Source organism: Pinirhizobacter sp. (assembly GCF_036499745.1).
Classification (GTDB): domain Bacteria; phylum Pseudomonadota; class Gammaproteobacteria; order Xanthomonadales; family Rhodanobacteraceae; genus Pinirhizobacter.
In genome coordinates this window covers 18497-32145 of sequence record NZ_DASYDG010000031.1, presented here as the reverse complement: position 1 = coordinate 32145, position 13649 = coordinate 18497, and the positions used below count along the sequence as shown (strand labels likewise).

Below are 13649 nucleotides of genomic sequence, written 5' to 3'. Positions count from 1 at the left end.
AACGTGGCCGCATGAGGTTCGCACCGCGCGCCGCCCTGCTGGCCGCCTGGCTGGTTTGCCTGGGCCTGCTGTATGTGTTGATTACGCACACCCTGGTGGTGGGCACGGACTTGCGCAGCTTCATGCCGGCGCCGACCACACCTGACCAGAAGCTCTTGATGGACCAGGTGGGCGAGGGCCCGGGATCGCGCCTGCTGCTCGTTGCCATCGATGGCGTCCCGGCGTCGCAGCTGGCGTCGCTCAGCCATGGCCTGGCGGCAAGTTTGCGCAAGCAGCCGGCTTACCCCCAGGTGGTCAACGGCGACTTCGATCTGGCTGCGCTCGACAACCGGTTCTTGTTCTACCGGTATTTGCTCTCGCCCACGCTCGACACCACGGCGATGGACGCGCCTTTCCTTTCCGATCAACTACAGCAGCGGCTGGACGACATGGCCTCGCCGGCGGCGTCGATGCTCAAGTCGTTGCTTCCGCGCGATCCCACCCTGGAACTGTTGAAGCTCGCCGAACGGTGGACGCCGGCGAAGTCACCACAGGTGAAGGACGGCGTGTGGTTTTCCAGCAAGGGAGAAGCGCTGTTGCTGGTGCAGACCCAGGCGGCGGGGTTTGATCCGGAAGCACAGGAGGCGGCCATCAACGGCATTCGCTCGGCATTCGCAGCCCTGCCGGGCAGCCAGGGCGCGCACCTGCTGTTGAGCGGTCCGGGCTATTTCAGCGTGGTGGTGAACGCGCAGACGCGCCACGAAGCCGATGTCATCGGCCGCATTTCCACCATCGGCTTCATCGTGTTGTTGCTTGTTGCATACCGCAGCGTCACTTCGCTGTTGTTCGGCGCCTTGCCCGTGGCCACCGGTGGCCTGGCCGGCATCGCGGTAATGGCGCTTTGCTTTCGCGAAGTCCACGGCATCACGCTTGCCTTTGGCTTCACCTTGCTGGGTGTGGCACAGGAATATCCGATCCGGCTGCTTAGCCATCGGCGGGCCGGCGAAACAGCGCTGGCCAGCGTGCGTGGCCTGTGGCCGCTCTTGATGACGGCGATCGCCTCGGCGTGCATTGCGTATCTTGCTTTCTATGCCTCGGGTGTGGGCGGGCTCCAGCAGTTGGCGGTGTTCACCATCACCGGCCTGCTGGCCGCGGGCCTTGCCACGCGCTATCTGTTGCCGCACCTTCTGCCCGAACGTGCGCGTGACATTGCCACCACACCCGGCCTGGCCCGCCTGCGCACCTTCTTCGACGAACTGCCACGTCCGCGCTGGCTGCCGGTGCCGATCGCCCTTGCCGCGGCGGCGATGTTGTATTTCGCGCCGGGTTCATTCTGGGAAAACAACCTCGCTGCGTTGACGCCGCTGCCCACCGACATGCTGATGACTGACGCCCGGTTACGCGGCGAGCTAGGCGCACCCGACGTGCGCTACCTGCTGGTGCTGCAGGCCCACGACGCCGACGGCGTGCTTGCGCTCTCCGAACGCATCGAGCCCGATATCGACAGGCTCCTGGCCGGCAAGGCGCTGGACAGCGTGGAGCTGCCTTCGCGTTACCTGCCCAGCGCGGCCACGCAGAAGGCGCGCCAGGCGAAGCTGCCGGACACGCAGGCTTTGCAGAAGATGTTGGCCAGCGCGCTGCAGGACACGCCGTTCAAGAAGGACTTGTTCGCCCCGTTCGTGGCGGATGTCGCAGCCGCACGCAGTGCACCGGTGCTTACCCCGGAACGCTTCGCCTCCTCGCCGTTGGGCCAGCGGCTCTCGGCGATGCTGGTGAACCGTGGCGATCATTGGGTGGGCCTGGCTACATTGTCCGGTGTGCACGATGCTGCCGCCTTCGCGCCCCTGGCCGCCAAAACGGGTGGCGCGGTACGCCTGCTGGATCTGAAGCAAGCCTCCGAATCCCTGGTCGCCGAATACCGCACGCGCATCCTCAAGGCGCTGGCCGTGGCCACCTTGTTGTTGATCGCCACGATTGCCTTTGCCCTGCGCAGCTTCCGCCGTGCCTGGCACGTGTTGGCACCGATGACGCTTGCTACCTTCATGGTGCTGGCGGTAGAGCGCGTGGCAGGCATCCCGCTATCGCTGTTCCACCTGGTGTCGCTGATCCTGGCAGGTGGCCTGGGACTGCACTACGCGTTGTTCTTCGAACGGGATACCGGTGATCCCGACGAGCAGCGGCGCACGCTGCACGCCACTATCGTCTGCGTACTTTCAGCGTTGCTGGTGTTCGGCATGCTGGCGTGGTCATCGATCCCGGTGCTGCGCGCCATCGGCCTCACGGTGAGCCTGGGCGTGGCCTTCCATTTCTGTATTTCCATCCTGATGGCGCCGCATGCTTCGAAAGAGTGAATTCGCCGGGCTCATTCCCCACGCAGGGGCCATGAACCTGCTCGATGCCGTGGTCGCCTTCGACCACGACAGTATCCACGCACGTAGCGAAAGCCATGCCCTGGCCGATCATCCGCTTCGCGAACCACGTGGCTTGCACGCGGTGAACCTGGCCGAGTACGGCGCCCAGGCCATGGCGGTACACGGTGGTTTGAAGGCGACGCCCGGTGCACCGGTAAAACCCGGCCGGCTGGTGAGCCTGCGCGATGTTCGCCTGGCCGTGGAATATGTCGACCCCGATGCCGGCGCGCTGGATGTCCACGCCCGTTGCATCGCGGCGGACGACGGCGGTGCGCAGTATGAATTCCGCGTCGAGCAAGGCGGCCAGCTGCTTGCCAGCGGACGTGCGGCGGTGATTCATCCGCCGCAGGGAAGCGCCCCGTTACGCCACGCGTGTGAATAACGCAGGCGCAGGCGCCGGTACCGGGGTTACGCCATCGGCAAGGTCGGGGTCGTCCTCGGCCGCGCGGGCCACGATGCCGCCGGCGAGTGATTCGAGCAGGGCGATGTTCGCGCGCAGGCGCTGGACGAGGTCGTCATGCGAGAGCTCATCGTGCAGGCCGTTGTTCATCTGCTGGAACCAGTCCAGTTCACCCTGGTCAAGCATCACGCCGGTATTCCGCTGCCGCGATACCGCGTGCCAGCGGCGGAAAAACGCCTGCATCGCGATATTGAGTTCGCGCGCACGCTCAAGCTCCGATCCAAGCGCGGCAAAAAGCGCAGCATCGCCCAGCCGTTGCTGGAACATCAGCTGGCACAGCACGCCCCAGTAGTAGGCGTAGTCCCAGACAACCTTGATCGGCATTACTTCCGGATCGCCGAAAAGCGGGTACTGGCCGCGGTACATCTGCAAGGTGTTCTCGTAGAACGAGAAGAACAGCCGCTCGTACAGGCGCGCCCACGGTGCCACCGGCTCGCCGGCCAGGTCGTGCCCCACCAGCATAGTGATGTAGGTATTGGCGATGGCGATGAAATCGCTGCCCGGGGAATAGAACGGGTCGAGGAACGCGCCGGCCTCGCCGGTGAGCGCCCAGCGGTCGGCTGAGAACATCCGGGTACTGGTGTAGGAATAATTCCGCAGGAAGGCGAAATCGAGCAGGTCGTCCCGGCGCTTCTCAAGATCGCGCGCCACCAGCGGCTGGTGCTTGTGTATCCATTGCATGGCCTTGTCGAAGGTGCGCATGTCTTCGATCGGATGCATGTCCGCATCGGCCACGATACCCACCGAATGCGCGCCCGACGACAGCGGGATCAACCAAAGCCAGTAGCCCGGCCCGCACAGGTGGTTGGTGGAGCGCCAGCGCTCCGGCGGCACGCAACGGTTCTGCCAGTCGGCATCGTTGCACCAGCCATCGATATCCATGCGGCCTTCCATGCGGAACCAGACCGCATTGGCGTGATGGCCGTTGTCGCGGGTAAGGTCGAACTTGCGGCGGATAAGCCCTGCGCGGCCCGAGGCATCGATCAGCCAGCGCGCCTGGGCCTCGTGCTCACCACCGGCACCGGTATAGCGCAACGTATGCGCGGCACCACCCTGGACGATCTGGAACGAACGCACGACGGCGCCGCCACGCAACTCGATGCCGCGGCGTCCGGCTTCTTCGGCCAGGTAATTTTCAAGGACGCCGCGGTCGAGCTGGTAACTGGGCGTGGGGAAAACGCGGCGCACGCCGGACTCCGTGACATTGGCCAGGTCATCCTTGCCGTCGGAGAAGAAGAAGCGAAAACCGAACTTGCGGATGTGGTCGCTTTCCAGGTGCTCGCGCAGGCCCAGCGTGTGGCCGAAGTAGTGGGCGGCGATTTCCACCGTAGACTCGCCCACCTTGTGCGCGGCCAGGGGTACCGGGTGCCGGTTGCGTTCGATCACCAGGATGGACAGGTCAGGGAAACGGCCCTTCAGTTGCATGGCAAGTGTGAGACCGGCCAGGCCCCCGCCCATGATCACCACATCGTGCGAGCTTGCCGTCATGCCCTGCTCCTCGTTGGCGCCAGCTGATTGTGCACGTTCTTGCGAATGGGCGCGTGCAGGGCGGCCGGGGCATGGGCTCGCCGTTCAGGCGAGGGGAGGGTCCACCACCACCGGCAGGGTCGCCCGCGACTTCCGGTAGCTCCGGATGAAGTTCCCATAATGGTAAGCACGTCCGATCGTATATAGGGTGATACGGGTGACGTCGTGCACGGGGCGAAAATGGCTGTGGCGGAAGCCGCCCTGATAGCGTGAGGCGATCGGGACGGAGACCACGCGAACGCCTAGTTCGCGTGACGCCTTGATCAACAGGGCGGCCTCGAACACGAAGTGCTCCGCCCCGATCTCGACCAGGTCGATCACTTTGCGCGGATAGAAGCGCTGCCCGCTCTGGGTGTCGGCGATCGGCTGCGCGCAGGCGCACGAGATGCCCCAGTCGGCGATGGCATTGGCACGGCGGCGACCCGGTGGTTGCTGGGCTTTGTCCAGCAGCCGGGCGCCGATCACGATGTGCCCCGGGTAGGCGCGGGCGGCGGCAAGCAGGCGCGGCACGTCGGCGGCCGAATGCTGGCCGTCGCCATCCATGGTGACCACCGCATCGAAGCCCTGGCGAAGCACCTCGCGGAATCCCGTGCGCAAGGCCTCGCCCTTGCCGCGGCGGGTGTCGTGGCGCAGCAGGGTCACGGGCATCGTGGCGACGACATCGGCGGTGGCATCATCGGAGCCGTCGTCCACCACGATCACGGGCAGGCCAAGCGCAATCGCTTCCCCGACCACCGCGGTAATGGCCTTTTCCTCGTTGAGGCATGGGATGAGGACGCAGCAGCTCAAGTAAGCGTTTCTCCACGGACGTGCAGCGCCATGCCGGCGGAAGCGGCAAGCACCACGTCGGCACCGGCGCCATGCGCCAGCGCTTCGAGCAACGGCAGGCCCGCAGCGGATGGATTGGCCGTTGTCCAGGCATGCAGTCGATCGTCGCGTGCCCTGGTCACCGTGGTGATCGGCGCGGTGGCGATCACCAGGCGCGCCATGCTCCGGGGCGTGCGCGAAGGCGAGAGCACCAACGCGGTAGCGAAGGGCAGGGTCACCTGTGTCATCGACAGCAGTGGTCCATGGCCTTGGGTATCGAAGGCGGCCAGCAACACCGGGTGGTCATCGGCGACGGCTTGCGCTGCCGCCTCCAGCAGCCCCGCACCGAAGCTGGCATCGCCGGCGGAGATGGCGCTGCATGCCGCATGGCACACCGTGGCGATGGTCCAGTAGCCGGCCGGTGCGTTGTGTACCGAATTGTGGAACCGGGTGGGTGACAGGCCAGCCGGCGATTGGGCAAGCGTCGCGCACATGTAATCGGTGATGGCCTGGTCGCCGTGGGCGGAACTGAACACGCTGGCCAGGTTGGCCGGGTCCAGCCCGCTGGCCGATACAGCCTGGCCTGCGACTGCAGCGGCCAGCAGCACGCTATCGGGCGCGCGCCGCCGCTCGTTGGCCGGCAGTACGTCTGCACGCGGCTTGCCGGGTTCGGCATCCGGTTGCGCGCCGTCAAGCCAGGGTTTGAAATCCGCCCAGGTCGCCACCGCCGGCGCCCAAAGGCCGACGCCCTGGATGAAAACTTCCAGTGGCCGCATCAGTCGTGGTCGCCCGCGACGAATGCCAGGCAGGCGTTGTTGCCGCCGAAGCCAAAGGAATTGGACAGTGCCACGCGCACTGGTTGCCGCTCGTTGTGCCACGCCATCTGCGGCCCACAGGCCGGATCAGGCTGGCTGGCATTGAGGTTGCCGGGCACGAAGCCATCGCGAATGGCCAGCAACGCATAGGCTGCCTCGACAATGCCGGCGGCGCCCAGCGTGTGGCCGGTGAAGCCCTTGGTGGAACTGGCCCGCGTTTGCGCACTGAAACTGCGTGCAACCAGTGCGGCTTCCACTTCGTCGTTCTTCAGGCTCGCCGTGCCATGCAGGTTGATGTAGTCCACTTCGGCGGCGTCAAGGCCCGCGCGGGCCAGTGCGTCGCGTAGCGCCAATTCCGCGCCCAGGCCTTCCGGATGGGGCGTGGACATGTGGTGGGCGTCGCTGGATTCGCCGTAGCCGGCCAGCCGTGGTGCGCCGGGCGCAAGCTCGCGCCGTTCGAGCAGGGCGAAGCCGCCGGCCTCGCCAATCGAGATCCCACCGCGGGTAGCGTCGAACGGCCGGCACGGTTCATTCGATACCAGTTCCAGCGAGTTGAAGCCGAAGAGGACGCTTTCGCACAGGGTGTCCACCCCGCCGACCACGGCGGCGTCCACCACGCCAAGGCGGATCAACCGCTCGGCTGCGGCGAACACCTTGGCGCTGGAGGAGCACGCCGTGGCGATGGTGAGCGCCGGGCCGTCCAGCCCCAGTGCCGCCTGTACGAAACCGGTGAGGGAATTGGGCTGATGGACGTCGCGGCGCCGCAGGGCCTGTGGAAACGCGCCGTTTTCGGTGAGCGTTCGATAGGCATGCTCGGTGGCGCCGATGCTGGCGGTGGAGGTACCCATCACCACGGCCACGCGGTCGCTGCCATGGCGCCGGGCCGCCTCGCGCGCGGCGTCGGCAAAGCCGTCCTGGTTCATCGCCAGCCACGCCAGGCGATTGTTGCGGCACTCCCACCCGGCGGCATCGGCCGGCAGGGCAGCATCTTCCAGGCCGTCGACCCGGCCGATCCAGGTATCGAGCGGGGCCTGGCTGAAATCATTGCGGCGCAGGCCGCTGCGCGATGCGGCCAGGCCATCGGATTGGGCCTTCAGGCCCGGTCCAAGCGCGGTGGTGGCGGTAAAGGCGGTAATGGCCAGGGGAAGCATGGGTTCGGGCATCGTTCCAGCGTAGCGTTGGGTGAAATTATTTCCTAGGTCAGGTACGCCGCGTGAACGCCGTTGAGGCATGCTTGGCGGCGCCCATGGCCCATCGTTCTTCCCTGCTGAAACCTTTCCGCCGCGGCGTCTGGCGTTACCTGGGCGACGTGGACGTACTCCATGGCGCCGCGGTGACGCTGGTGGCCCTGGCGGGCACCGGTGGCCTGCTGTACGTGGGCTACCTGCTTCACGTGGCGCGCGTGGCGCTGCGCAGTCCACGGGAACCTACCCGGCGGCTGGCGGTGCTGGTCTTTGGCCGCATGTTGGTGGGCAATCGCCCTGAGCATGATTACCGTCAGCGCCTGGCGCGTGGCCTGCTGCTTGCGCAACGGGGGCTGGCCGAGCGGGTGATGTTGCTGGGCGGGCGCAGCGGTGGCGGCACGGTAACCGAAGCCGCCGCCGGCGAGCGCTGGTTGCGCGATGAAGGGTTCCCGGCCATGGTGCCGATGCAGCTGGAACAGGCCTCGATCGATTCGCTGGAAAATCTCCGCCACGCACGCAGCCTGCTGGCACGGGACGCCGGGGATCTGCCGCCGGTATGCCTGGTCACCAGCCGTTACCACCTGGCGCGCTGCCAGCTGCTGGCACGCAGGCTCGGCTTCGAGGTGGAAACGGTGGGCGCCGAGGCCACCTTGCCCCGCGATATCCGCTACCTGCGCCGGATCTTCCTGGAGGCCGGATACCTGATGTGGATCGACGTCGCCGTGCGCTGGGCGCGGCTGATCGGCCATCGGCGCATGGCCGACCGCGTCAGCTGACACGCGGGGCAGGTGTCATGCTTGGGTGAGGCCCTGGCCCCGGGTTGCTATCCTCCGGTGTTCCATCATCAGCACCGGCACCGCCATGAGCCACCAGGCCGATCTTGTCGAGACCTTCCTGCGCGACCTTCAAGACCGCATCTGCTCGGCCGTCGAAGGCCTCGACGGCCACGCGCGATTCACCGAGGACGCCTGGACCCGCTCGGCCGGCGGCGGTGGCCGCACCCGCGTGCTGCGCGATGGCGCAGTGTTCGAGCAGGCCGGCGTGAATTTCTCGCGTGTGCATGGCGACAAACTGCCGCCCGCCGCCACGGCGCACCGGCCGGAACTGGCCGGCGGCAGTTTCATCGCCACCGGCGTGTCGCTGGTGCTTCATCCAAACAACCCCCACGTGCCCACCACGCATGCCAATGTGCGTTATTTCGAAGCCCGCAAGGAAGGCGTGGAACCGGTGTGGTGGTTCGGCGGCGGCTTCGACCTCACGCCGTTCTATCCGGTGGATGAAGACGTCATCCACTGGCATCGCACCGCACGCGACCTGTGCGCGCCCTTTGGCGACGACGTTTACGCACGCTACAAAGCCTGGTGCGATGAATACTTCTACCTGCGCCACCGGCAGGAAACACGCGGCGTGGGCGGACTGTTCTTCGACGATCTCAACGAAGGCGGCTTCGAGCGCTGCTTTGGCTTCACCCAGGCGGTAGGCAATGGATTCCTCGATGCCTATGCGCCCATCGTCGAACGTCGCCGCGATACCCCCCATGGCGAACGCGAGCGGGAATTCCAGCTGTACCGGCGTGGCCGCTACGTAGAGTTCAACCTGGTGTGGGACCGCGGCACACTGTTCGGTTTGCAGTCGGGCGGGCGCACGGAGTCGATCCTGATGAGCCTGCCGCCCCGCGTGCGCTTTGAGTATGGCTATGAGCCCGAGCCAGGCAGCGCCGAAGCGCGCCTGGCCGGGTATCTCAAGCCGCGCGACTGGATCTAGCGTTTACGGCGTGTCGCCGGAGAACTTCTGCACCGTGGCTCCCTTCACCGGGCCGATCGTGGCGCGGTCGCTCACGTGCAGTTCCACTTCGCGTTCGAAGTCGAGCGGACCGCTGACGGTAGCTCCCGGGCCGATCACGATCTTCGGCACCTTGTTGTTGCCGCTGAAGTTCAGGCCACTGGGTTTCTGCACATGGATGCCGCCTTCCACCTTCGACGAACCGCTGATGGTGATGTCGGCCGCCGTGGTCTCGATGCCGCCACCAACGTGGGCGTTGTCCAGGGTGATGTCGCCGTTGACGTTGGAAAGCTTGCCCTTGATGCCAGCACCGTTGGCAAGCCGGATGCCGCCGTTGACGGCGTTGACCTCGCCACTTACCGCCGCCTTGACACCCAGGGTGACCGAGCCGTTGACGGTATCCAGTTCCGTGGCCTGGGCACCGTCGCCCAGGGTGATGCCGCCATTGACGGTGTTGGCTTCCTTCACCTGGGCGTTGTCGGCGATGTGGACCGCGCCGTTCACCGTGCTTACGTCGGTGGCCGGCTGGCCGGCCGCGACCGATACCGAGCCATTTACCTTGTCCGTGTCGCTACCGCCGGCACAGGCGGTGCACGAAAGGGCTACGCCCATGGCCAGGACTATAAGGCTGCGCTTCATGTTTGTTTCCCTTTTCTGGTCTGGTGTAGGCATAGGATGCCTCCGGAATGCCCCGCGTTTAGTGTGACTCATGGCAGGGGAGCGGAATTGACCTAAGGCCCGGCCCGCTCCACCATCGACTTCTTTAGCCTCGAGGCACCGGAAGATCATGCACAAGCTTGTCCTCATCCGCCATGGCCAGTCGCAATGGAACCTGGAGAACCGCTTCAGTGGCTGGGCCGATGTCGACCTGAGCGAGCAGGGCATCGAAGAGGCCGTCGAGGCGGGGCGCCTGTTGATGGACGCAGGATTTTCCTTCGATATCGCCCATACTTCGGTGTTGAAGCGTGCCGTGCGTACCCTGTGGCACGTACAGGACACCATGGACCAGATGTGGTTGCCGGTCGTGACCGACTGGCGCCTCAACGAGCGCCACTACGGTGCACTCACCGGCCTGAACAAGTCCGAGACGGCAAGTAAATACGGCGAGGAACAAGTTCACATCTGGCGCCGCAGCTACGATATCCCGCCTCCGGCACTGGAAAAGAGCACCGAGATCGACGACCCGCGTTACGCGAAGCTCGCCCCCGGCCAGGTGCCCCTGACCGAATGCCTGAAGGACACCGTGGCGCGTGTGCTGCCCTACTGGCATGAAGTGCTCAAGCCCGCCGTGGGCTCGGGCCAGCGCGTGGTGGTGTCGGCGCATGGCAATTCCATGCGGGCGCTGGTGAAGTACCTGGACAACATCCCCGATGATGAAATCGTGGGCGTGAACATCCCCAACGGCGTGCCGCTGGTGTACGAGTTCGATGCCGATATGAAACCGGTCAGGCACTACTACCTGGGCGACGCAGCTGCGATCGAGGCCAAGATGGCCGCCGTCGCGGCACAGGGCAAGGCCAAATGACAGCCGTCACCCCGATGTCATGGCGTTCGACCATGGTTCGGGTTGGGCCGGCGCCCTAAGCTGGCCCCACTTCAAAAAACGGTCCCGAGGCTTTCCCATGGCTGCTCCCATGAACCCGCAGTTGATCGGCATGCTCATTTCCGTCCCGTTGATGGCCTGGGGCGTCTACCGCCGCGTGCGCAGCAGCTTCGGCCCCCAGCCGATCCGCACCAAGCGGATGGTCGTGCGCATCGTGATCCTGTCGCTGGTCGTGGTGGGTTTCGCCATTCCGTCGCTCGTGGGGCCCCTGGCGAACGTTGCGCTGGTTGAAGGCCTGCTTGCCGGGCTGGTCGTCGGTGGCCTGGTGGGCTATGCCGGATTAAGGCTCACGCGATTTGAGACCACGCCTGAAGGCGACCGCTATGTGCCCAACCCATGGTTGGGCGCCGTGGTCACGGCGCTGTTCCTGGGACGTGTGGCCTACAGGTTCGTGGTGGCTTCCACCGGTGCCACCGCGGTAGCCGCCCAGGGTCATCCGGCCATTGGCAACAGCCCATTGACCCTGCTGGTGCTGGGCCTGACCTTCGGCTACTACATCTGTTACTACGCAGGCCTGCTGGTGCACCACCGTCGCTGGAAGGCGACGGCTCCGGCAGGTACGGTGGCGCTGGACTAGAGCGCGTCGCCGTCGAGCTCACCGGTGCGGATGCGCACCACCTGCTCCAGGGGGCTGACGAAGATCTTGCCGTCGCCGATCTTGCCGGTGCGCGCGGCGTTGCCGATGGCCTCCACCACGCGCTCCACCATGTCCTCCGTGACAGCCACTTCCAGCTTGATTTTCGGAAGAAAATCAACCACATACTCCGCGCCACGATAGAGCTCGGTGTGGCCTTTCTGGCGACCGAAGCCCTTCACTTCGGTGACGGTCACTCCTTGCACGCCCACCTCGGCCAGGGCCTCGCGGACGTCGTCCAGCTTGAAAGGCTTGATGATGGCGACGACCAGCTTCATGTCCTGCTCCGTGGGGTATGCGGCGGAGGGCCATTGTGCCATCCGGTTGGGATACCCTCCATGGCCTGACTCATCTTGTAGGAAAAACCCTACAAGAAGAGTCGGCATTACCTGATGGCCGGACTGCGGACGGCTTCCTAGACTGAACTTACGAATTCGGGGTGAATCCTCATGGATGTGCAAAGTATCGATCAGTTGGCCCAGCGCCTCGCATCGCTGGTCCCACCCGGTCTTGCTCAGGCACGCAACGACCTGGAGGTCAATTTCCGTGATGTCCTGGCACAGGGATTGCGCCGCCTCGACCTCGTTACCCGTGAAGAATTCGAAGTCCAGCTACAGCTGCTAGCGCGCACCCGCGCACGGATCGATGAGCTGGAGCAACGGATTGCGGACCTCGAAGCGTCCCAGGGCGCACGCGGGCATTAGTCAGCTCCCGGGAGCCGCCCCCGGTTTGTCACCCTCACCCCGAGATTGAAGAACCGGGGGCGGTTAGTTGGAAGTTGCTCGGAATCCGCCCGCGCTAAGGAAGGCGCCATGTTCAAAACCACACCCATTACCGGGTGCTCCATCCCATGACGCTCGCCGTGGCCTACAGCCGCGCGCAGGATGGCATCCTGGCCCCTGAGGTAACCGTCGAGGTTTTCCTGGGCGGCGGTCTGCCCGCGTTCTACATGGTCGGCATGGCCGAGACCGCCGTACGCGAGGCGCGCGACCGCGTCTGGGTGGCCCTGCGCAATACCGGCTTTGAAACCCCCAACGGCCGGGTCACCGTGAACCTTGCCCCGGCCGATCTTCCCAAGGAAGGCGGTCGCTTCGACCTGGCACTGGCCGTAGGCCTGCTCACCGCGGCACATCACCTGCCCGCCGAACGCGTGGCAGCATGCGAGTTCCTGGGCGAACTGGCGCTATCGGGCGAGCTGCGGCCGGTCGCCGGCCTGCTGCCCGCACTGTTGCAGGCGCGCGAATCGGGCCGCATCGCCATCGTGCCGCGTGCCAACGCCGGCGAAGCGGCCATGGTCGGCGGTATGCGCGTGCTGGTGGCCGATTCGCTGGGCGACGTTTGCGCCTGGCTCACCGAAACCGGTGATCTGGATTCGCCACCGGTGGTGGATGCCTCGGACGAACCCACGTATCCCGACCTCGGCGATGTCCGGGGCCAGTACCAGGCGCGGCGCGCACTGGAGATCGCCGCGGCCGGTGGCCACCACGTATTGCTGTCCGGGCCGCCCGGTACCGGCAAGACGATGCTGGCCGAACGCCTGCCAGGCCTTTTGCCATCGATGTCCGAAGACGAAGCCCTGGCTTCGTGCGCCGTACGCTCGGTCGGTCGCCAGTTGCCGCCACCGGTGTCGTGGCGCAGCCGACCGTTCCGTGCCCCGCATCATTCGGCATCCGCGGCGGCGCTGGTGGGTGGTGGTTCGCGTCCACGTCCAGGTGAAATATCGCTCGCCCACGAGGGTGTGTTGTTCCTGGATGAGTTGCCGGAGTTCCGCCGCAGCGTGCTCGAAGCCCTGCGTGAGCCGCTGGAATCCGGCCAGGTGGTGATATCGCGCGCCACCAGCCGCACCACCTTCCCCGCGCGCTTCCAGCTGGTAGCGGCGATGAACCCATGTCCCTGCGGCCACGCCGGCGATCCACGCGGCCGCTGCACCTGCACACCCGACCAGATCACCCGCTACCGCAGCAAGATCTCCGGCCCCTTGCTCGACCGCATCGACCTGCACGTTCCCGTGCCGCGCGTGCCGCTCAACGAACTGCGTGGCGAGCCCGGTCCCCACGACGAAAGCACGGCCACCGTGCGCGTGCGGGTAAGACGCGCGAGGGAAGCGGCGGTTACCCGCCAGGGATGCGCCAATGCCGCACTCGATGCACGCGGCGTGGAACGCCACTGCCCACTCCGGCCGACGGATCGCCAGTGGCTGGAAGCAGCGGTGGAACGCCTGGGCGGCTCGGCACGAGCCTTCCACCGCATCCTGCGCGTCGGCCGTACCATCGCCGACCTCGCGGAAGATCCGGCGTCGCCACCTGGCCGCATGCACCTGGCCGAGGCGTTGCAGTATCGGTCGTGACCTGAGTCTGGCCACGTCAGGGCATTGGCCGTGCCCATCCCTCATCCACGACTTACCGCGTCCCGTGCACGGCTAGCCGCAAATCAGTGGCGCCCGCGAT

Annotated in this window: 14 protein-coding genes; 8 read left to right on the top strand and 6 right to left on the bottom strand. The window is 66.0% G+C overall.

Going from position 1 to position 13649, the window contains the following annotated elements; all coding sequences use genetic code 11:
- Nucleotides 1-11 precede the first annotated feature (11 nt).
- Together VGM61_RS11600 and VGM61_RS11595 are read left to right on the top strand one after the other, a co-directional pair.
- On the top strand, nucleotides 12-2330 hold the full coding sequence (locus VGM61_RS11600) for an MMPL family transporter (RefSeq protein ID WP_331522975.1): 2319 nt from the start codon (nucleotides 12-14) through the stop codon (nucleotides 2328-2330).
- Nucleotides 2314-2772, top strand: a complete 459-nt coding sequence (locus VGM61_RS11595) for a phosphotransferase (RefSeq protein WP_331522974.1) — start codon at nucleotides 2314-2316, stop codon at nucleotides 2770-2772. The genes VGM61_RS11600 and VGM61_RS11595 overlap by 17 nt, the downstream gene beginning before the upstream one ends.
- On the opposite strand, the gene VGM61_RS11590 is transcribed toward VGM61_RS11595, so the two are convergent.
- The 4 genes from VGM61_RS11590 to VGM61_RS11575 all read right to left on the bottom strand — a co-directional run bounded on the left by VGM61_RS11590 (nucleotide 2752) and on the right by VGM61_RS11575 (nucleotide 7150).
- Nucleotides 2752-4338 (bottom strand): NAD(P)/FAD-dependent oxidoreductase, encoded by a 1587-nt coding sequence (locus tag VGM61_RS11590; RefSeq protein ID WP_331522973.1) that lies wholly within the window; start codon nucleotides 4336-4338, stop codon nucleotides 2752-2754. The genes VGM61_RS11595 and VGM61_RS11590 overlap by 21 nt on opposite strands.
- Before the next feature lie 84 nt (nucleotides 4339-4422).
- On the bottom strand, nucleotides 4423-5166 hold the full coding sequence (locus VGM61_RS11585) for a glycosyltransferase family 2 protein (RefSeq protein ID WP_331522972.1): 744 nt from the start codon (nucleotides 5164-5166) through the stop codon (nucleotides 4423-4425).
- Nucleotides 5163-5960 (bottom strand): beta-ketoacyl synthase chain length factor, encoded by a 798-nt coding sequence (locus VGM61_RS11580; protein ID WP_331522971.1) that lies wholly within the window; start codon nucleotides 5958-5960, stop codon nucleotides 5163-5165. Before VGM61_RS11580 ends, VGM61_RS11585 begins: the two co-directional genes overlap by 4 nt.
- Complete coding sequence (locus tag VGM61_RS11575) at nucleotides 5960-7150, bottom strand: beta-ketoacyl-ACP synthase (protein WP_331523099.1); 1191 nt, start codon at nucleotides 7148-7150, stop codon at nucleotides 5960-5962. The genes VGM61_RS11580 and VGM61_RS11575 overlap by 1 nt, the downstream gene beginning before the upstream one ends.
- A 95-nt stretch (nucleotides 7151-7245) precedes the next feature.
- On the opposite strand from VGM61_RS11575, the gene VGM61_RS11570 reads away from it, so the two are divergent.
- Together VGM61_RS11570 and hemF are read left to right on the top strand one after the other, a co-directional pair.
- Nucleotides 7246-7959: a YdcF family protein gene (locus VGM61_RS11570; RefSeq protein ID WP_331522970.1), complete on the top strand. Its 714-nt coding sequence runs from the start codon at nucleotides 7246-7248 to the stop codon at nucleotides 7957-7959.
- Between the two features lie 85 nt (nucleotides 7960-8044).
- Entirely contained in the window at nucleotides 8045-8947 is a 903-nt protein-coding gene (gene hemF, locus VGM61_RS11565; RefSeq protein WP_331522969.1) for an oxygen-dependent coproporphyrinogen oxidase, read from the top strand.
- A 3-nt stretch (nucleotides 8948-8950) separates the two neighbouring features.
- Here hemF and VGM61_RS11560 read toward each other — a convergent pair whose 3' ends face one another.
- Nucleotides 8951-9604: a hypothetical protein gene (locus tag VGM61_RS11560; protein WP_331522968.1), complete on the bottom strand. Its 654-nt coding sequence runs from the start codon at nucleotides 9602-9604 to the stop codon at nucleotides 8951-8953.
- A gap of 145 nt (nucleotides 9605-9749) precedes the next feature.
- Between VGM61_RS11560 and gpmA the strand changes: the two genes are divergently transcribed.
- Together gpmA and VGM61_RS11550 are read left to right on the top strand one after the other, a co-directional pair.
- Nucleotides 9750-10490 (top strand): 2,3-diphosphoglycerate-dependent phosphoglycerate mutase, encoded by a 741-nt coding sequence (gpmA, locus tag VGM61_RS11555; protein WP_331523098.1) that lies wholly within the window; start codon nucleotides 9750-9752, stop codon nucleotides 10488-10490.
- 97 nt (nucleotides 10491-10587) lie between these two features.
- Nucleotides 10588-11145: a DUF1453 domain-containing protein gene (locus VGM61_RS11550; RefSeq protein WP_331522967.1), complete on the top strand. Its 558-nt coding sequence runs from the start codon at nucleotides 10588-10590 to the stop codon at nucleotides 11143-11145.
- Here the strand turns inward: VGM61_RS11550 and VGM61_RS11545 are convergent.
- Nucleotides 11142-11480, bottom strand: coding sequence for a P-II family nitrogen regulator (locus VGM61_RS11545; RefSeq protein WP_250626554.1), 339 nt, complete (start codon nucleotides 11478-11480; stop codon nucleotides 11142-11144). The genes VGM61_RS11550 and VGM61_RS11545 overlap by 4 nt on opposite strands.
- Nucleotides 11481-11651: 171 nt before the next feature.
- On the opposite strand from VGM61_RS11545, the gene VGM61_RS11540 reads away from it, so the two are divergent.
- Nucleotides 11652-11906, top strand: coding sequence for an accessory factor UbiK family protein (locus VGM61_RS11540; protein ID WP_324348178.1), 255 nt, complete (start codon nucleotides 11652-11654; stop codon nucleotides 11904-11906).
- 146 nt (nucleotides 11907-12052) lie between these two features.
- The gene (locus VGM61_RS11535; RefSeq protein ID WP_331522965.1) at nucleotides 12053-13549 is read left to right on the top strand and encodes a YifB family Mg chelatase-like AAA ATPase; all 1497 of its coding nucleotides are present in this window, start codon (nucleotides 12053-12055) and stop codon (nucleotides 13547-13549) included.
- Nucleotides 13550-13649 lie beyond the last annotated feature (100 nt).